This window comes from Paraburkholderia sp. UCT70 (genome assembly GCF_050434085.1).
Classification (GTDB): domain Bacteria; phylum Pseudomonadota; class Gammaproteobacteria; order Burkholderiales; family Burkholderiaceae; genus Paraburkholderia; species Paraburkholderia tuberum.
The window spans coordinates 291,124-309,241 of sequence record NZ_JBNPVZ010000002.1 but is presented as its reverse complement, the minus strand read 5'-3'; the positions used below and the strand labels follow the sequence as shown (position 1 = coordinate 309,241).

Annotated in this window: 16 protein-coding genes and 1 pseudogene; 10 read left to right on the top strand and 7 right to left on the bottom strand. The window is 62.7% G+C overall.

Going from position 1 to position 18,118, the window contains the following annotated elements; genetic code table 11:
• Nucleotides 1–13: 13 nt before the first annotated feature.
• The 3 genes from OKW41_RS03745 (at nucleotide 14) to OKW41_RS03735 (ending at nucleotide 3,916) form a co-directional block, all read left to right on the top strand.
• Nucleotides 14–1,180, top strand: a complete 1,167-nt coding sequence (locus OKW41_RS03745; RefSeq protein WP_429573343.1) for an HlyD family efflux transporter periplasmic adaptor subunit — start codon at nucleotides 14–16, stop codon at nucleotides 1,178–1,180.
• A 12-nt stretch (nucleotides 1,181–1,192) separates the two neighbouring features.
• The gene (locus OKW41_RS03740; RefSeq protein WP_429571621.1) at nucleotides 1,193–2,734 is read left to right on the top strand and encodes a DHA2 family efflux MFS transporter permease subunit; all 1,542 of its coding nucleotides are present in this window, start codon (nucleotides 1,193–1,195) and stop codon (nucleotides 2,732–2,734) included.
• 105 nt (nucleotides 2,735–2,839) lie between these two features.
• Complete coding sequence (locus OKW41_RS03735; protein ID WP_429573342.1) at nucleotides 2,840–3,916, top strand: AI-2E family transporter; 1,077 nt, start codon at nucleotides 2,840–2,842, stop codon at nucleotides 3,914–3,916.
• Between the two features lie 60 nt (nucleotides 3,917–3,976).
• Here the strand turns inward: OKW41_RS03735 and OKW41_RS03730 are convergent, their stop codons facing one another.
• Nucleotides 3,977–4,600: a TetR/AcrR family transcriptional regulator gene (locus OKW41_RS03730; RefSeq protein WP_429444771.1), complete on the bottom strand. Its 624-nt coding sequence runs from the start codon at nucleotides 4,598–4,600 to the stop codon at nucleotides 3,977–3,979.
• Nucleotides 4,601–4,800: 200 nt separating this feature from the next.
• Here OKW41_RS03730 and OKW41_RS03725 point away from each other — a divergent pair, with 200 nt between their 5' ends.
• From OKW41_RS03725 to OKW41_RS03715, 3 genes and pseudogenes are all read left to right on the top strand, one after another.
• The gene (locus tag OKW41_RS03725) at nucleotides 4,801–5,757 is read left to right on the top strand and encodes a LysR family transcriptional regulator (RefSeq protein ID WP_429571620.1); all 957 of its coding nucleotides are present in this window, start codon (nucleotides 4,801–4,803) and stop codon (nucleotides 5,755–5,757) included.
• 13 nt (nucleotides 5,758–5,770) lie between these two features.
• Complete coding sequence (locus OKW41_RS03720) at nucleotides 5,771–6,298, top strand: paraquat-inducible protein A (RefSeq protein WP_429571619.1); 528 nt, start codon at nucleotides 5,771–5,773, stop codon at nucleotides 6,296–6,298.
• A 105-nt stretch (nucleotides 6,299–6,403) separates the two neighbouring features.
• A pseudogene (locus OKW41_RS03715) lies at nucleotides 6,404–7,479 on the top strand (mechanosensitive ion channel family protein); the annotation flags it as partial.
• Between the two features lie 664 nt (nucleotides 7,480–8,143).
• On the opposite strand, the gene OKW41_RS03710 reads toward OKW41_RS03715, so the two are convergent.
• The 3 genes from OKW41_RS03710 to OKW41_RS03700 all read right to left on the bottom strand — a co-directional run bounded on the left by OKW41_RS03710 (nucleotide 8,144) and on the right by OKW41_RS03700 (nucleotide 10,070).
• Nucleotides 8,144–8,662: a hypothetical protein gene (locus OKW41_RS03710; RefSeq protein WP_184004560.1), complete on the bottom strand. Its 519-nt coding sequence runs from the start codon at nucleotides 8,660–8,662 to the stop codon at nucleotides 8,144–8,146.
• A 249-nt stretch (nucleotides 8,663–8,911) separates the two neighbouring features.
• Nucleotides 8,912–9,391 (bottom strand): DUF1348 family protein, encoded by a 480-nt coding sequence (locus tag OKW41_RS03705; protein WP_429444767.1) that lies wholly within the window; start codon nucleotides 9,389–9,391, stop codon nucleotides 8,912–8,914.
• Between the two features lie 13 nt (nucleotides 9,392–9,404).
• A complete protein-coding gene (locus tag OKW41_RS03700; RefSeq protein ID WP_429571618.1) occupies nucleotides 9,405–10,070 on the bottom strand; it encodes a TetR/AcrR family transcriptional regulator in 666 nt (221 codons plus the stop codon).
• 123 nt (nucleotides 10,071–10,193) lie between these two features.
• On the opposite strand from OKW41_RS03700, the gene OKW41_RS03695 reads away from it, so the two are divergent.
• Nucleotides 10,194–10,844: a YceI family protein gene (locus OKW41_RS03695; RefSeq protein ID WP_429444764.1), complete on the top strand. Its 651-nt coding sequence runs from the start codon at nucleotides 10,194–10,196 to the stop codon at nucleotides 10,842–10,844.
• 41 nt (nucleotides 10,845–10,885) lie between these two features.
• Here OKW41_RS03695 and tdh read toward each other — a convergent pair whose 3' ends face one another.
• Nucleotides 10,886–11,917 (bottom strand): L-threonine 3-dehydrogenase, encoded by a 1,032-nt coding sequence (gene tdh / locus OKW41_RS03690; RefSeq protein ID WP_090810329.1) that lies wholly within the window; start codon nucleotides 11,915–11,917, stop codon nucleotides 10,886–10,888.
• 28 nt (nucleotides 11,918–11,945) lie between these two features.
• The gene (locus tag OKW41_RS03685; protein WP_429571617.1) at nucleotides 11,946–13,151 is read right to left on the bottom strand and encodes a glycine C-acetyltransferase; all 1,206 of its coding nucleotides are present in this window, start codon (nucleotides 13,149–13,151) and stop codon (nucleotides 11,946–11,948) included.
• 137 nt (nucleotides 13,152–13,288) lie between these two features.
• Between OKW41_RS03685 and OKW41_RS03680 the strand changes: the two genes are divergently transcribed.
• The 3 genes from OKW41_RS03680 (at nucleotide 13,289) to OKW41_RS03670 (ending at nucleotide 15,612) form a co-directional block, all read left to right on the top strand.
• Nucleotides 13,289–13,936 carry a helix-turn-helix domain-containing protein gene (locus OKW41_RS03680; RefSeq protein ID WP_429444759.1) on the top strand — a complete coding sequence of 216 codons (648 nt, stop codon included), beginning with the start codon at nucleotides 13,289–13,291 and terminating at the stop codon, nucleotides 13,934–13,936.
• 67 nt (nucleotides 13,937–14,003) lie between these two features.
• Nucleotides 14,004–14,414, top strand: a complete 411-nt coding sequence (locus tag OKW41_RS03675) for a DUF2471 family protein (protein ID WP_429291929.1) — start codon at nucleotides 14,004–14,006, stop codon at nucleotides 14,412–14,414.
• A gap of 115 nt (nucleotides 14,415–14,529) precedes the next feature.
• The gene (locus OKW41_RS03670) at nucleotides 14,530–15,612 is read left to right on the top strand and encodes a tyrosine-type recombinase/integrase (protein WP_429571616.1); all 1,083 of its coding nucleotides are present in this window, start codon (nucleotides 14,530–14,532) and stop codon (nucleotides 15,610–15,612) included.
• A 69-nt stretch (nucleotides 15,613–15,681) separates the two neighbouring features.
• On the opposite strand, the gene OKW41_RS03665 is transcribed toward OKW41_RS03670, so the two are convergent.
• Complete coding sequence (locus OKW41_RS03665) at nucleotides 15,682–16,911, bottom strand: DNA-binding protein (RefSeq protein ID WP_429571615.1); 1,230 nt, start codon at nucleotides 16,909–16,911, stop codon at nucleotides 15,682–15,684.
• Between the last annotated feature and the right edge of the window lie 1,207 nt (nucleotides 16,912–18,118).

Sequence of the window (18,118 nt, the reverse complement as noted above, 5' to 3'; positions counted from 1 at the left end):
CAGCGAGTCGCTGATGCCGGACTCGCCCGCTTCCGCTGCTCCCGTCGATACCGGCGCTGCGGCCGGCGCTCCCCCTTCGAACCGCAAGAAGCTGTTCGCGCTGCTCGGCGGCGCCATTCTCGTCGCCGGTCTCGGGTACGCGAGCTACTGGCACTTCGTCGCCTCGCATTACGTGTCGACCGACAACGCCTACACCGCGGCCGAAGTCGCATCGATCACGCCGGCGGTCAGCGGCATCGTCAAAAGCGTGCCGGTCGTGAATACGGAGCAGGTCCACAAGGGCGACGTACTGGCCGTCGTCGACGACACCGACGCGAAGATTGCGCTGGCGCAGGCCGAAGCCGATCTGGGCCGCGCCGAACGCAAGGTGCGCGGCTATGTCGCGACGGATACGCAACTGAGCGCGCAAGTCAGTGCGCGCGCAGCGGACGAATCCCGCATGGCCGCGCAGATCGCCTCGGCCCAGGCCGACTTTGACCGCGCGGCGATCGACCTGCAGCGTCGCGAAGTGCTAGCCCACACCGGCAGCGTATCCGGCGAAGAGCTGAGCAACGCGCGCGCTGCATCTGCCACCGCCAGGGCGGCGCTCGACGCAGCCCGCGCTGCGGCCTTGCAGGCGAAGGCAAGCCGCGACGCCGCAGTCGGCTCGCTCGAGGCGAACAAGGTGCTGATTGCGGACACGACGGTCGATACCAATCCGGAAGTCCTGCTCGCACGCGCGAAGCGCGATCAGGCCCGCGTCGATCTCGAACGCACCGTGCTGCGCGCGCCGGTCGACGGTGTCGTCGCGAGCCGCCAGGTTCAGGTGGGTCAGCGCGTTCAGACCGGCACCACACTGATGAAAGTCGTGCCGATCGAATCCGTCTACGTCGATGCGAATTACAAGGAAACCCAACTCGGCAAGGTGCGCATCGGTCAGCCGGTGGAACTGAAGTCGGACCTGTACGGCAGCAAGGTCGTCTATCACGGCAAGGTCGAGGGTTTCTCGGGCGGTTCAGGTTCCGCGTTCGCGATGATCCCCGCGCAGAACGCGACCGGCAACTGGATCAAGGTCGTGCAGCGCCTGCCGGTGCGCGTCAGGATCGAGCCGGCCGAGCTTCGCGCGCATCCGCTGGGTATCAACCTGTCCATGGAAGCGACGGTCGACACGCGCGGCGGCAACGACGCGTCCACACACTAAGGATGCGCCATCATGTCTTCCACTCAGGTCAATGACATCGCATTGCCGCCGCTGTCCGGCCCAATGCTGATTGTCGCGGCGTTGATGATCGCCGCCGCCAACTTCGTCGCGGTGCTGGACCGCACCATCGCGAACGTGTCGTTGTCGACCATTTCGGGTTCACTCGGCTCCTCGACCAGCCAGGGCACGTACGTCATCACGTCCTACGCGGTGGCCGAAGCGATCACCGTGCCGCTGACCGGCTGGCTTGCGAGTCGCTTCGGAACGGTGCGCGTGGTCATCACGGCGCTGATCATGTTCGGACTGGGTTCGGCACTGTGCGGAATGGCGACGTCGCTCGGCACGCTGGTGCTGTTCCGTGTGTTTCAGGGGCTCGCGGGCGGCCCGCTCATGCCGCTCTCGCAAACCCTGCTGCTGCGCATCTTTCCGAAGGAGAAGGCCGCCGCGGCGCTTGGCCTGTGGAGCATGACGACACTGATTGCGCCGGTGATGGGCCCGGTGCTGGGCGGTATCATCTGCGACGACTACCACTGGTCCTACATCTTCTTCATCAACGTGCCTGTGTCGCTGATCTGCGGATACGCCGGATGGATGATGCTCAAGCGCTTCGAATCGGAGAAGATCCGGATGCGGATCGACACGGTCGGGCTCGTGCTGCTGATCATCTGGGTCTCTGCGCTGCAGATCATGGTCGATGATGGCAAGGACAAGGACTGGTTCAGCTCGATGGAAATTCGCGTCCTCGCGATCGTTGCGGTGATTGGTTTCCTCGCCTTCCTCATCTGGGAGCTGACCGAGCGAAATCCCATCGTCGATCTGCGGGTGTTCCGTCATCGCGGCTTTGCCGCGAGTGTGGTCACCATGTCGCTGGCGTTCGGCGCGTACTTCGGCGCCACCGTGCTCACGCCACTGTGGCTGCAGAACAATATGGGGTACACGGCCACGTGGGCCGGGTATGCCCAGGCGACGACGGGCATCTTCGCGGTGGTCGCCGCACCGTTTGCCGCCAGGCTGTCGACGAAGTTCGATGGACGCTGGCTCGTGTTTGCCGGCGTGATGTTGCTCGGCTCGGTGACGCTGTTCCGCACCCATGCGAATTCGGACATGGACTTCTGGCAGGTGGCACTGCCGCTGCTGCTGCAAGGCATCGGCCTGCCGTTCTTCTTCGTGCCGACGACGAGCATCGGCCTGAGCAGTGTCGACGAGCCCGAAACGGCGTCGGCGGCGGGACTGATGAGCTTCTGCCGGACCTTCAGCGGGGCGATTGCCACGTCGGTCGTCAACACGTTGTGGGAGGACAAGACCAAGTTCAACCGCGCGGAGTTGTCGGGCCTGGTCGATCAGGCCGGCCACTTCATGTCCTCGCTGACCGGTTCCGGCTGGAGTGCGGATCAGGCGCAGGCGCAGATCAGCAGCATGGTCGAGTCGCAGGCGGTGATGCTCGCCACCAACCAGCTTTTCTTTAACATCGCATGCTGCTTCATCGTCGGCGCGCTGGCGATCTGGCTTGCGCCCAGACCGACGCGTGTCGCGGATACGTCACAGGCACATTGAAGGCCAACGGGGGGCGCGCCCCCTGCCTTCGCTGGTGTTGAATGACGACGACTGATGCCCCCTCGATACGCCGCCGCGTTTGCCTGTCGCGTGCGGGTCACCTGAATACGACTCCCGACCATGATCCTGACTTCCTATCAGCGCCAGATCCTCGTGTGGGGCGCCATCGCCGCTGGCCTCGGTATCCTTCTGTGGATCTTGCGCCCGGTTCTGACGCCATTCCTGCTCGGCGCGCTCATCGCGTACATGCTGCAGCCGGGCGTCGAGTGGCTGGTGCGCCAGCGTGTGCCGCGTGCAGTTGCCGTCCTGCTGATGATGCTCCTCTTCGCACTGCTCCTGACCCTGCTGCCGCTGCTTGCGTTCGCCGTGATGCACAAGGAAGGACCCGAGCTCGCCAAGAACTTTCCCGTTTTCATCGCAGGCCTGAACGCGTGGCTGCAACCCAGGCTGGCACTGCTGGGTGTCAGCTACTCACTCGATCTGGTCGAAGTCCGCCACCTGCTGACGGGCGCCACGATCGGCGACGGCCAGACCGTCATGCTCGCCGCCTGGCGGTACGTGCGGACAGGCAGCAACGTCGTGTTTTCCGTGGTAAGCAACGTCATACTGGTGCCGCTGGTCCTTTTCTATCAGCTTTACGACAGGCACCAGATATTCGCGCGGATGGAAAGCTTTGTGCCGCGGCGCTGGGTCGGCAAGGTCCGGGCACTCGTGACCGAGATGGACCACATGCTGTCGCAATACCTACGCGGCCAGTTGCTCGTGATGGGCGTGCTCGCCGTGTTCTACCCGATAGCGTTGACTCTGGCCGGCCTCGACATCGCGCTGCCCATTGGACTCTTCACCGGCTTCGCGGTGTTCATCCCCTACGTGGGTTTCGCCCTGGGACTGGCCCTTGCCCTGCTTGCCGCGGTTCTGCAGTTTGGCGGCTGGTACGGACTGGCTGCAGTCGCAGCCGTGTACGGAGTTGGGCAGGTTCTCGAAAGCTGTTTTCTTGTTCCCAGACTCGTGGGTGACCGCATCGGGCTGCACCCGCTCGCAGTGATCTTCGCGCTGCTTGCGTTTGGCGAGCTTTTTGGTTTTTTTGGTGTGCTGCTCGCGCTGCCGGTCAGTGCGATCCTGGCAGCGGTGCTGGGCGACCTGCGGCGCCGCTATGTGGCCAGCGCGCTCTATAAGGATTGACCGCCGGTTTGCCCTGGATGTCGATCTGCCGCCCGGACAATGCGGGCGGCAGCCGGATAATCAGTGCGTGGTTGGTGCGGCGTGCGTCGGCCCGTATGCGGCCATGAACACGTCGACCGCTCTCTGGACGACCTTCGCGATGTTGCGGGGGCTGGTATCGGCCGGCACGCCAAACAGGCAAAGCTCCATCAACTCCGCTTCATACAGCGTGCGCAGATGCGCTGTCGCGATGGCTGCGTTACAGCTGCGCAGCTGCCCGGTGTCAATCAATTGCTGCAGGAAGACAGCCACCGTTTGCCAGCCGAGCTTCGGCCCGCGCTCATAGAACAGGGCGCCGACATTCGACCGGCCGCCTTCACGATGCGCGAGACGGCGCACCGCGAGCAGTTGCGGTTTCAGCACCGCAACCAGATAGTGCGTGCCGAAGCTCGTCAGTGCATCGCGAACCGGCGCCGAGGTCCTGAGCAGTTCGAACCCCGCCCGGACTTCCTCCTGCGCGGCGGCAGTCATGAACTCAGTGAACATCTCTTCCTTCGACTGGAAATAGCTGTACAGCGTGGCTTTGGACCCGCCTGCCCGTGCCGCGATCTCGGACATCGACGCCTGCTCGAACCCCACCTCACTGAACACCTCGAACGCGGCGTCAACAATCGCCTGCCGCTTTGCTTCCGTTTTCCCCCTCATCCCGGGCTCTCCTTTTGTTTATGCGATCGATCGACGACGCCGCCGGCGGCGACGCACCTGACCGGTGTTTCCGATCAATACTGACTATCTTATCATAACAAAACTACCCGGTTTATTTGCGTTGACGGCAACAGTGCGTTTCACTATACTGAACAGTATAGTTATAACCCATTTTGACTTACCTTGAATTGCGAGCACTTATGGACCACCTCGAAACGCTGCGGACCTTTTGTACCGTCGTCGAAATGCAGAGCTTCACGCACGCCGCGAATGCGTTGGGCATCTCAAAGGCAGTCGTCTCGCGCGCGATAACGGGGCTCGAAACGAGGCTCGGTGTGCGTCTTTTTCAGCGCACGACCCGGCACCTCGCACTCACTGAGTCCGGGGAGGAGTTTTACGGCGGCTGCTCGCGCGTGGTGGCTGAACTGGACGTGCTCGAGGCCGGTACCGGGCAGCGTGCACGGGAGCCTGCGGGGGTACTGCGGCTCGTCGCCCACACCACCGCGGCGCTGATAGAGCTGCCACCACTGATCGCCGGGTTCCGTGCCCGGTATCCAGCCGTGCAGCTCGAATTGACGCTGGCGGAACGGCCAGTCGATCTGATCAGGGAAGCCTTCGATCTCGGCATCGTGCTGCCGTTCATGCTCACGAGCGAGCTCACGATCACCCGTGCGTTGTGTCGCCTGCCCCTCGCCGTGGTGGGCTCGCCCAGCTATCTGCAGGGGCGCAAGCTACCGCAAATACCCAGCGATCTCGCCGCATTCCGCTTCGTCACGATACTTGCGTCGATCAGCGAACCACAACTGCGGTTCCGGCGCAGTGGCGAACAGATCGCCGTGCCACTCGAACACGACGTGTCGACCAGCAACGCCGCGTTGAACAAGGAACTGGTGATGAGCGGTGCTGGTCTCGGCGCGTTGCCGCTGACGATGGTCGGCAAGGAGCTGGACGATGGCCGGCTGGTACAGCTGCTGCCCGACTTCGAGCTCATGAGCGGGGACGCCGAAATCAGGCTCGCATATCGCGACAGGGGCCTGATGACGGCGAAGGTCCGGGCGTTCATCGACTATGCGACGTCGTACTTCGACGCGCGCGCGGCTCAGATGGCCCACCAGCAGCAGCGGACGGTGGCCGGCGGCAGTGGCAGGCCGTCCTGATTGCTGGATGCTCATGCAAACCTTCCCTACGCTCGTCGTCTGCGAGCATTGTGACGGCGTGTACCGCCGCCGCGCGCTGGCCACGCGCGAGGTGGCGCGCTGCGGGCAATGTTCGGCGGTCCTGTATCGCGCGAGCCAGCTCGATGTCGATCGGTGGCTCGCGCTAACCGTCGCCGCAGCCATCGTCTTCGTGATCGCCAACGTCTGCCCGGTGATCCGGATCTCCCTGCAGGGCCTGCACAGCGAGACGACGCTCTGGCAGTCCGCGGCAGCGCTGGCGCACGGCGCGGTTGCACCGATTGCGCTCGCCACTGCGATGATGATTGTCGTGGTACCGCTTCTGCAGATCGCGCTGCTCGGCTGGGTGCTGGCATTTGCGCGCGCCGCACGCCGGGCGCCGGGTTTCGCATGGAGCATGAGGCTGCTTGCGATGCTGCGCCCGTGGAGCATCGTCGAGGTCGGCGTACTTGGCATGCTCGTAGCGATCATCAAACTTTCCAGCGATGATCGCGGGACTGGGCCGGGCGCTGCTGGGCAGTGACCGACCCTCGTGGCGCCTGACGGTCATGGCCGATCCGGTGGCGCGCGCCATCCAGCCATTCCCCGGATACTTGCCGCCCTGCTCATGCTTTCCGGCACGGTGGAGCAGTTCAACAGAACAGTCGATACCAGTCTGCAGATGACTCTGCTCGGACGCGGAGTGGTCTCGCTGGTGGTCCCGCACTGACCATCGGCGCCGCCCTGCTGCGGGCAAACCGCGTGCGTAATGCGCTGACCGCCGCAGGAGAACCGCCGGAGGTCCGTTCGACCGTCGCCGGGTTGATCCACGCCGGTGTCACCATTGCCGTCGTGGGCTCGCTGTTGTCGCTGCTGACCGGCTACATTTCGGTTGCACGATTCCTGACCTATGAACTCGTCTGGTTTGACCTCGTCCTGTGCAGCTTCTACCTGCTGAGCAGGCTCACCCAGTACATCTGCGAAAACCTCTTCTCGGCGCACCATGCCAGCGGCAAAACCATCAAGCAGCTATTCGGGCTGGACGACATCCACCTCGAACAGGCTTCGACGGTGATGTCCGCGGTGGGCCGCAGCCTGCTGCTGGCGATCACGGTCAGCGCGCTGCCGGTTGGCATCGGCTTGGGGTTTCAGGAAGTCGTCAAGAATTTTATCTCCGGGCTGATCCTGCTGACCGAGCGCCCGGTCAAGGTCGGCGATATGGACAGTATTGCGGGCGTCGAGGGCGACATCCGCCGCATCAACGCTCGCGCAACCGAAATTCAGCTCGCCGACCGGTCCACGGTCATCGTTCCCAACTCCCACCTCATCTCGCAGAACCTGCGCAACGTGACGATGGGAAACCGGACCCAGGGTGTCACGACCCTCACGCTCATCTTCCCGTTGAACATCGATCCCGAACAGGTGCGCGATCTGCTGCTCGCGGCGTACGAAGCGCACCCGTCGATACTTGATCATCCGGCACCGTCGGTCATGTTCAGTCAGCGCGCCGCCGACGGCATCACGTTGAGTGTCACCGGCTCCGTTCGCAGCCCCAGGATAACGGCCGATACGAAGAGCGACCTGCTGTTCGACATTCTCAAGCGGTTGCGTGCAGCGGCCATTACGTTGGTGACCCCGCAGACTGTAATTATTCGAGACCTGCGGGAAGTTGACACCGGTAGCTCTGTCGTCTCTCGGGAGTGGAAACACGCTGGCAGCATCTGACGCGCATACAGATATATTCAAACCGGTCTCGCTAACGGCAACCCTAACCGGATCTTCCCTCACGTGTGCGGTGAGCAATTCCAGGAGGTCCTCATCAGTTGTGAACGGTGCGCTGAAGCGAAACTGAGGTCGTCACTCACTTGTCCGGTGAGTAAATCCAGGAGGTCCTCATCAGCTGCAAACGGTGCGCTGAATCTAAACTGGGGCCGCCCATCTCACGGGTACACTGAGCAGTAGTTTTAGGAGGTCACGGTCAGAACACAACCGCGCTCCTCGTGGAACACATCAAGCGCTTGTTGCAAAGGCTGTCAGTCAAGTCAACGGGCACCCCGCCCTTAAACCCAGCAATTTACATCTGGGCGAAATTGTCATTGTTTCAATGACGTTGACCCATACTGAATCGAAGGCCCAGCCAAATATTCAGCGGCAATCATACTCAAATTTTCGCCTTTTCAAGATCATTGCTTCAATTCAGTCGAACGCCGGCAAGCCTCACCGGACAAAGGAAGTCGCAACTGTCATTCGGCGAACGAAGTAATCTGGCACGCGCGAAGCGCTAAATTTTAATAGCCGCATTCCCGCTCGGCAGGGCAAGTCGCAACTGTTTTTCCAAAAATCAGTGTTTTTCTGTAGGTCGCGACTTTTTTGCCAATTGGGAGCTCCGTCAGAACTTTACCTTCAGCTGAAAACCAATCGTAAAGGGCAGATTGTCCGATGGGATCGGCGGAATGACGATGAAGTTCGCGCCGACGCGCTTGTATTCGAGCATCACGATCGGCGCGACCACCGGGCCGATCGTGTGATTGCTGCCAAGCCCCCAGTTGCCATAGTTATAGCCGGAGATGATCCCGCCGATCGCCGCGATCCGCACGATTCCCCAATGCGCGAACTCCGGCGCCCACACGCCGCCGCCGTAGTAGGACGGCCGACGCAGCGAGTTGCGAAAGCCGCCGGCCGTCAGCGCCCACTGGTTGTTCAGCCAGCATTCGACGCCAAGCCCGGGATTGAACTGCTCGAAGTGCGTATCGGGATCGGGGTTGATGTGATACGAGCCGAGCATCGCGTCGACCCATACACCGCCGTCACACCAGTTGCCCGCGTGCGCCGCGGAGACCGCCGCGAAGCTGGCGAAAAGCGCCACCGCGGCGCGCCGGATATTCTTGTTCATCTGCCTGAAGTGCATTTCTTCTCCGTCACCGGTCGAGCGCCGGTGTCATGGTGTTCTGGCGATCCGCGTGCCGCCCGTCGCGCACTGTACCTGAAGCCGTGCGGTCGATGTCGAGGACTCGCTCGGCCGGCCGGGCACGCGACGTGCCCCCGCAGCCGGAACCGCCACGATAACGGAGAACCGATGGCGCCGTGATGAACAAGCGGTGAAGAAGTTCGCGGCGCCCATCAGGTGCGCCGCCGGCGATGAATGTGGTGAGAACGTCTACAGACCGAGATCGGACAGGCTGGGGTGATCGTCGGGCCGCCGGCCGAGCGGCCAGCGATACAAGCGGTCGGCTTCGCGGATCGGCAGGTCATTGATGCTTGCGTGACGATGCGCCATCAGACCATGCTCGTTGAACTCCCAGTTCTCGTTGCCATACGAGCGGAACCAGTTTTTCGAATCGTCGTGCCATTCGTACGCGAAGCGCACTGCGATGCGGTTGTCGGTAAACGCCCACAGTTCCTTGATCAGCCGATAGTCGAGCTCCTTCGCCCACTTGCGGCGCAGAAAGCCGACGATCTCCGCGCGGCCATGCACGAATTCGGCGCGGTTGCGCCACACGCTGTCCGTCGTGTACGCGAGCGATACGCGCTCGGGTTCGCGGGTGTTCCAGGCGTCTTCCGCGGCGCGCACTTTCTGGATCGCGGTATCGCGAGTGAATGGCGGCAGCGGCGGGCGGGCTTCGATCGTATCGGCCATGATGGTTCCTCAGTCAGGTTATGGTGCGCCGCGATGGCGGCCGTTTGGTTGCGGCGGGTTTCGCTGCCGCATCGAGCAAGGTCTTGCCAACCGCCTGCGCGTCGAGCGCCGCATCGGCTTCGCCGCTCACGAGCGCCACCGCGATCGCGCCGTCGAGCAGCACGAGCCATTGCCGCGCGAGCGACGCCGCGCGACGCGCATCGATTTCGGCATCCACGACGAACGCGTCGCATTCGGCACGCACGAAACCGAGCAGCCGTGCCTTGTGTTTGCGCGCGACGACGCGGATCGGATCGTCGGCGGATTCGATTTCGCCGGCCGCGTTCAGAAACGCGCAGCCATGAAAATCCGCCGATTCGAACCACTCGCGCAGCACGTCGAACATGCCGAGCAGGCGTCTGCGCGCGCCCTTGCCGCGCCGTTGCGTGCCGGCGATAAACCAGTTCATCCAGCGCTCGTCGCGCCGTTCGAGCGCGGCCGCGATTAGCGCATCTTTCGACTCGAAATGCGTGTAAAAGCTTTTGCGCGCGGTGCCGGACTGCCGCACGATCGCATCGACGCCGGTTGCATGGATGCCGCCGGCGTAGATGAGCGCCTCGGCGGCATCGAGCAGCCGCTCGCGCGCCGTGCCGGGCTGGGCCGCGTCGTTTGGATCGGTCGGAATCGTTTCGTGTGTCATGGACGAAAAAGTAGAACGATCATTCTCCCTCGTCAAGTTTTTCTTCGAGCTTCGGCGCTGTGGGTGCGCTTGCTGCTATCGTGATGGAGATCGCTTGATCACCGCTCAACCGGAATCGCTTCGATGAAACCATCCTTCGTTCGCACCGCGTGGGTACGCGCGCTGCTCGGCGCAACGCTGCTGGGCGCGGTGGCCTGCACGCCGATCCAGGTGCTCACGCATTCGGTCAGTCAGAACGAGGCGCGCGTGCCGCCCGGACGCTACGACATCGATCAGGACCATACGAGCATCACGTTCGATATCGATCACTTCAAATACACGCGCTTTACGATGCGTTTCGATCGCAAGCAGGGGGAGCTCGACTGGAACGACGGCGGCCTCGACCGCAGCACGGCGTCGGTCGCGATCGACGCCGCGAGCATCGACACGAACGTGCCGCTGCTCGACAAAATGGTGAAAAGCGACAGTATGCTCGACGTCGCGCGCTATCCGCAGATCCGCTTCGCGAGCACGCGTTTCGAGCGCACCGGCGAAGCGCGCGGTACGCTGAGCGGCGATCTGACGATCCGCGGCGTCACGCAGCCGGTCACGCTCGACGTCACGTTCAACGGTTTCGCGCCCGATCCGCTGACGAAAAAGGACACGCTTGGCTTTTCCGCGGACGGTCATTTCAGCCGCGCGAAGTTCGGTCTGTCTACCTGGTATCCGGCCGTCGGCGACGATATTCACGTGCGCATCCAGGCCGAGTTTGTGAAAACGCCCGCAGGCGCGTAAGCGCGCTGCGGGCGTCAGCGTTCTGACGGCGAAGCACCGACTCAGGCAGAGGTCCAGTCGAGAATCACCTTGCCGCTTTCGCCGGAGAGCATCGTCGCGAAGGCTTCCTGATAGTCGTCGACCTTGAAATGGTGGGTGAGGATCGGCGACAGATCGAGGCCGCTTTGCAGCATCGCGACCATCTTGTACCAGGTCTCGAACATCTCGCGCCCATAAATGCCCTTGATTTCAAGGCCTTTGAAGATCACCTGGGTCCAGTCGATCGCGGTTTGCGCGGGTGGAATGCCGAGCAGCGCGATCTTGCCGCCGTGGTTCATCGCTTCGAGCATGCCCGTAAAAGCACTCGGCACGCCCGACATTTCGAGTCCGACGTCGAAGCCCTCGGTCATGTGCAGATCGTGCATCACGTCGCGCAACGATTCGCGCGACACGTTCACCGCGCGCGTCGCGCCCATCTTGCGCGCGAGTTCGAGGCGATAGTCGTTGACGTCGGTGATCACGACATTGCGCGCGCCGACGTGCCTGGCGATCGCGACCGCCATGATGCCGATCGGCCCAGCGCCGGTAATCAGCACGTCTTCGCCGACGAGGTTGAACGACAGCGCCGTATGCGTCGCGTTGCCGAACGGATCGAAGATCGCGGCGAGATCGTCGGAGATTTCAGGCGGGATCTTGAACGCGTTGAAGGCCGGAATCACCAGGTATTCGGCGAACGCGCCCTCGCGATTCACGCCGACGCCGATCGTGTTGCGGCACAGATGCCGGCGGCCCGCGCGACAATTGCGGCAGAAGCCGCAGGTGATGTGTCCTTCGCCCGACACCCGATCGCCGATCGCAAAGCCGCGCACTTCCTGCCCCATCTCGACGATTTCGCCGACGTATTCATGGCCGACGTGCATCGGCACCGGAATCGTCTTCTGCGCCCAGTCGTCCCACTTCCAGATATGAATGTCGGTGCCGCAAATCGCGGTGCGCGTGATGCGGATCATCACGTCGTTATGACCGACTTCGGGCTTCTTCACGTCGGTCAGCGTGAGGCCCGGTCCGCGTTCGAGTTTTGCCAATGCTTTCATCTGCTTCTCCATTCGAATCACGCGGCGATCACGTGGTGATGACGCCGAGCTCGCGGCCGACGCGCGCGAACGCCTCGACGGCACGGTCGATCTGCTCCGGCGTGTGCGCGGCGCTCATCTGCGTGCGGATGCGCGCGCGGCCACGCGGCACCACCGGGAACGAAAAACCGATCACGTAGACGCCTTGCTTCAGCAGCGCATCGGCCATCTTTCCCGCGAGTTGCGCGTCGCCGAGCATCACCGGAATGATCGGATGTTCGCCCGGCACGAGCGTGAAGCCGAGCGCGCTCATCGCGCGGCGGAAATGCGCGCCGTTTTCGCGCACGCGTGCGCGCAGCAGCGCCCCTTCATCGCTGGCGAGCAATTCGAGTACCTTCAGCGACGCCGCCGCGATGCTCGGCGTCAGCGTGTTCGAGAACAGATACGGGCGAGAGCGCTGCCGCAACAGCTCGACGACTTCCTTGCGCGCCGCGACGTAGCCGCCCGATGCGCCACCGAGCGCCTTGCCGAGCGTGCCGGTAATGATGTCGACGCGCGCCGTCACTCCGCAATGCTCGGGCGTGCCGCGACCGTGTTCACCGATGAAGCCGACCGCGTGCGAGTCGTCGACCATCACCAATGCGCCGTACCGGTCGGCCAGATCGCAGATGCCGGCGAGGTTCGCGATGATGCCGTCCATCGAGAACACGCCGTCGGTCGCGATCAGTTTGAAGCGCGCGCCCGCCGCATCGGCTTCCTGCAGGCGCGCTTCGAGATCGCCGAGGTCGTTGTTCCTGTAGCGAAAGCGCTTCGCCTTGGACAGCCGCACACCGTCGATGATGCTCGCGTGATTCAGCTCGTCGCTGATGATCGCGTCGTTTTCGTCGAGCAGCGTTTCGAACAGGCCGCCGTTCGCGTCGAAGCAGCTCGAGTAGAGAATGCAGTCCTCGGTTTGCAGGAACGCGGCGAGCGCCGCTTCGAGTTGCTTGTGCACGGTTTGCGTGCCGCAGATGAAGCGCACCGACGCCATCCCGAAGCCGTCGCTGTCGAGGCCTTGCTTGGCGGCTTCGATCAGCCGCGTGTCGTCGGCGAGACCGAGATAGTTGTTTGCGCAGAAGTTCAGCACGTCGCTGCCGTCGGCAAGACGCACGTCGGCCGACTGCGGACTCGCGATCACGCGCTCGCTCTTGTAGAAGCCGTCGGCGCGGATCTGGTCGAGGGTGCCGCGCAAATGAGCAAGGTATTGGTCACGCATGAACGGGACTCCTGAGAGTGATGGCGCCCGCATTCGCATGCGCGCGGGAAGGGCGGCCTGTTATAGTCGGTTGTCAGCTTTATCGGATATTTTCGTTTTTCCGAACTAAAATCCGGTATATCGAACAACTCTAAACGATGGGTCAGGAAATGGCAAGTTCGGGTACACGCCGCACCGCGTCCAATGCGGCGCCCACCTCCGCCAGCGCGGCATTACCGCCGAGTGCGGCGATTGCGGCGCCGCCGCGCGTCGGCGAACAGATTCAACGGCTGCGCGCCGAGCGGCGCATGACGCTCGACGATCTGTCGCGCGCGGCCGGCGTGTCGAAATCGATGCTGTCGGAAATCGAGCGCGACAAGGCCAATCCGACGATCGCGGTTGCATGGCGGCTGACCAATGCGCTCGGCGTAAGCCTCGATTCGCTGTTTGCGCCGCCGAAGTCGCCTGAGGCAATCGCCGTTTCCGGACCGCACGATATTCCTACGCTAAGCGGTCATGAAGCGAAATACCAGTTGCGTGTGTGGGGACCGATCGAGCTGGCCGGCAAGTTCGAGTGGTACGAGTTGACGCTGCAGCCAGGCGGGGCTCTCGTGTCGAACGCGCACGAGCCAGGCACGCGCGAGCATCTGACCGTGCTGCACGGCTCGATCGAAATCGAGGCGGCCGGCGCGACGAAGCGGCTCAAGGTCGCGGACACCGCGCGCTATGTCGCGGATGTTCCGCATGCGATCCGCAACGTCGGCAAGAGCGCGGCGAAAGCGCTGCTGGTCGTGATTCACGGTTAGGCCGTGCGGCCAGGTTGCGCCTGGCACTGTATGTTTGTACAGTATCAGGTGTCGATTGGAGCCGAGAATGAACAATTTGAAAACCGACCCTACCGATCAAACTCTCGCCGCGCTGCGCTTCCAGACCGCCGCGCGCGATCTCGAACATATCGTGCGCAGCATCGCCGCGCGCTACATCGTCAGGCAGGTGCCGCTCACGTGGCGTCTGCTCCATGCCATCGAAGCCGAGGCGCTGGCCGATCTCGGTTTTGCCAGCCGGCACGACGCGCTGATGCTCGGGCTGTTCCAGCGCCCGTCCGATCTGCCTTATCCAGAAACCGATGACGGCGTGGATTTCGGCACCTCCAACGCATTGCCCGCCGTTTTTGCGTTTGCCGTCAATGCGTACGAGGAAGCGGCGCGGCAAGCGGCGCGCCGGGCGGCGCTGCCACGGCCGGCCGATGCGCCCCTAAAGCGCGCCCGGGCGTGGGGCGGCTAATGGCGGCACCACGTCGGGGTGGCTCGGATCCTCTTCCATTCCTCGCGGTCGGCCTTGCGGCGGTCAGCGCCTACAATACGCGGACCAAGCGGTGCAACTAACGGAAGGATTGCTCATGTCACCTCCTCATCTGTCCGACCCCGTTCCCCGTCCCGCGCCCTCTACCGATCTGTTCGATCAGCAACGCGAAGACTGGCGTCGCGACCCGCAGGTCGCGTTCGATGCGTGGCTCGCGAAGCAGCACTTCCGTCGCTCTTCGGCGTTGGTCTATCAGGCGCAGTGGGGGCAGTTTCTCGATTGGCTTGGCGCGCGGCAACAAAGCCTCGCGACGGTCGACACGCCCGCGATCGCCGAATTCGTCGCCAGCCTCGAGATTCGCAGAACGCAGCGGATCCGCTATTTGCGACTTATCGAGCGCGTGCTCGATCACGTGCGCGAGATCGAATCGGCGTCGACCAACCCGGCTCGCTTCATCGCTCAGGACGGGGAAGCCGCGTGGCGCAATGCGCGCGACAATGAGCCGACCGGGTTTCTCACGCATGCGGAACGCACTGCGTTGATCGCGCGGCTGTTCGCGCCGTTGCCGGCGTTGTCGACCGCGCAGCGCTGGAGAGAGCGACGCGATCGCGCGTTGATCGCGGTGTTTCTGGGCGGAGGACTGAAGACGGGCGAAGCGGGAGCGCTTACGGTTAGTTGCGTGAGAGAGGGCTCGCCGTGGGTCACGATCGAGTCCGCGAATCCAGTGCTGACGCGGCGCACGCGACTCGCGCCGTTCGCAACGGCGATTCTAGACGCCTGGCTAGCGGAACGCCGGCTGACGCAGCTGGCCGGCAAGCTTGTGTTTCCCGCATCGCCGTCGGGCAGGCCGATGCATAAGGCCACGATGCTGCGCGCGGTGGATGCGCTCGTCGATGCAGCGGGGATTGCCACATCGCGCCAATCGCGCGCGAGTCCGCAGACCTTGCGCAACACGTTTGCGGCGGACCTTTTCGAAAGCGGAGTAGAGGCCGAACAGGTCGGTCAATGGCTCGGCTTCGTGCAGGCGGTGTCCGCGAACCGGCTATATCGCGCGTGGCAAACCTGGATTGATCAGCAGGATTCGCCCGCGACAGAGGAGCCGGATCCAGCTGCGGCGCCGTTGGCCGAGCCCCGCCGTGACGGGCGTTTGACGAGGAAAACGGGAGCCGGCGAACCCTGAAGAACCTCACCGTTGCGGTCCCGAATTTCCTCACCTTTGACGTTTTTCCGTTGGATTCGCCGCCTCTGGTTAACGCATCGCGTGGACGGAGCGGGACGACGGCGCGGTGGAGCCATCGTTCGACAGAAACTGGTTCACCGCCGCGAGCCGCGATTCGCCGAGGCCGGAAGAGTGCTCGCATTCCGGGCACAACAGTTCGAAACGGTGATCGACCTGCGACAGCTCCGGCTCACCTTCCTCGCATTTCGGGCATCTCGCGGGCAGCGTCACGTGGCCGTCAGCCGCGGTGCCGATTATGCTCAACTCTTTGCTCGTGAGCCGTCCCTCAGTAACCAGCGAGCACAGCAGTACGGCGATGGCTGGATCGATGCCCTGCTGGCCACGCAGGGTGGCGACTTCTTGCGTCAGCGCGTCGACTTCGTCCGACTGCTCGCGCAGCTGCGCGTCGAGCCGATCGGCGCGCGCCTTGGCGGCGGCAATCTGCTGAATGAACTCGAATTCCTTGCGGCTCGCATCACGCACGCCGGACTGATACGTCGCGGCCATGCTACGCAACGAGTCGAGTTCGACCAGCATCGGCTTGACGCGCCGCTCGGCTTCGGCCACCGCATCCTTGATCTGCTGTGCATAGCGCTCCGTGCTTTGCCGCAATTCGACGTGCAACGCGTCGATCCGGTCCCGCAACGCAGCATTGGCAGTCTGTTCGTTTTCGAGCCGTTGCCGCAGCGCCTCGTTCTCCTGGTCGAGCCGGCGCATGGTTGCCTGCATGCCTTCGAGGTGAACGCTGCCGTGCGTAGTCGCGCTCGATAACTGGGTTTCAAGTGCGCGAACCCGCTCCCACGCGGCTTCGGCGCGCGCTTCGCTGCGCCTGATGGAGTCGTCGGCCGCATCCCGACGAATTTCCGCCTCGCGTACGCGTAGATCGGCGGCGCTGATCTGCGCGCGGATCTCTTCACGTTCGCCATCGAGCGACGCTTTGGCCTGCACGACCGCTTCTTCGAATAGCGCGCCCAGCAGTTCGCCGGCGCGATCTTCCAGTGCCTTTGGTATCGCGCCCGCTCCGACCTTGACCCGCGACACGCTGCGGATGCGCTCCCAGAAATGATCGATGTCCTTCGGGATGTCGCTCGCGCTGCCGGTTTGCGTGAGATCGCGAACGGCCGCCATCGATGGCCGGATGCCGAGATCGAAAAAGAGCCGTTTGCATGCATGCAGCGACAGATCCTGGCGGCGCACGCCCTGCGCACGCATCGATTCAAGCTCGTCGCGAATGGCTTGCCGCTCCTGATCCAGATTCATGTTTACCTCGATGTGGCTCGAATTGGATGGATCATAACAATTTACGTAGTGTTTGCTACCGATTTATCGGTGGCGAACGGATTGGCGTATACCGACGAGCTTTTGCGTGCAAATTGCGATAGTAAACACGCGCCTACCGTTTTTCTCCGTGAAACAAAACGAAGAATAGCTAATAAGCCATTGTATTAGAAGAATTTTATTTGATTTTCGCATGATCGCGCACTGTTTCACGATTGATCGGCAATGGCTGCGGGGTGGTGGGCTTTGTTTCACGGGGCTCGCGGGTGTAAGGCTTGAGAGTAATAAAAATAAACACCTTTGAACCCTTGTTAAAGACGTTAACGACTCGGCGAACCGTTATCTGGCGGGGCTTTCAGGCCAGCAAGGTGAAGCTTTGCGGGAGCCTTGGTGAGGGTCTGCGGGAAACTCGAGTGATGGGGTTCGGGAAGCTCGGTGAGCGGCTCCGGGACGGAACGTGAGCGGGTTCAGGAAACACCGTATACGTGGGGTTTGGGCAAAGGTGAGGTTTTGCGGGACTTCGCAGCCGCGAAGCGCCCGACACCCCTCGAAAGTGTCTGTTCGGTTTGGTCTGCAGCAAGGTGAGGGCTTTCGGGAGGCTCGCGAGCGTGGTTTTTTGCCGGTTTTTTGGGGTGGTTAACCGCTTTGGTGAGCCGTGGCGGGAGAAAACGTAAGACGAAGGTGAGATTTTTCGGGGCGCGGGGTCCAGTTTTGCTTTCTTTTTGAGCATCCATACTGCTGAGGTGAGGTTTTACGGGAGCCAGGAACCGCTGGCGATTGGAAAGGTGAGGGGATTCGGGGAACTGGCTATCAGCTAGATCCGCGAGCTGATTTGGGCGGTGATTCCGTCAAAGGTGAGGCTTTTCGGGAAGGTCTGGATAGGGTTCTGCGCGTTAAGGTGAGGAGATTCGGGACTGAAACGCGGGCTATCGGCCGGAGATGCCCGGCGGATGGCGATTTGCGAGTGTAGGTATACCTGGTCTCTGATTGCAAAGGTGAGTCTTTTCGGGAGATTCATGGGGACGCAATGAAAAGTGCCGCGGTGCGAAAAACGGGCTTAAGGTGAGATTTTACGGGGACACCGGTGGTTCGAGCGCTGGATGGGATTATCGCAAGTCACGGAAATCATTGATTTTTTTCTGTCCTCCGGCAAAGGTGAGAGTTTTCAGGAGTTCTTTGGGAGGGGGCG